A 300-nucleotide genomic window follows, 5' to 3' on the forward strand; every position below is an offset into this window, starting at 1 on the left:
TGGTTCTACGGCGGTGTGCCGAGGGCACTGGTGCCCGACAACCTTAAATCGGCCGTTACCAAGAGCAGCCGCTATGAACCAAAGGTCAACGAGGTGTTCGCCGACTTTGCCGAGCACTACGAAACGGCGGTCCTTCCCACGCGCACCTATAGGCCAAGGGACAAGGCCATAGTGGAGAACGCCGTGCGCATCATCTACACAAGGGTGTTCGCGCCCTTACGGAACGAGACCTTCCACAGTGTGGCCGATATCAACACCGCGATCCGGGAGCTGTTGGAAAAGCACAACGACATGTCCTTC

Annotated in this window: 1 pseudogene; it reads left to right on the plus strand. The window is 58.0% G+C overall.

The annotated features are described in order from the left end of the window. A pseudogene (locus K1F36_RS20000) lies at positions 1–300 on the plus strand (IS21 family transposase); the annotation flags it as partial.

This window comes from Flagellimonas abyssi, assembly GCF_019457905.1.
Lineage (GTDB): Bacteria > Bacteroidota > Bacteroidia > Flavobacteriales > Flavobacteriaceae > Flagellimonas > Flagellimonas abyssi.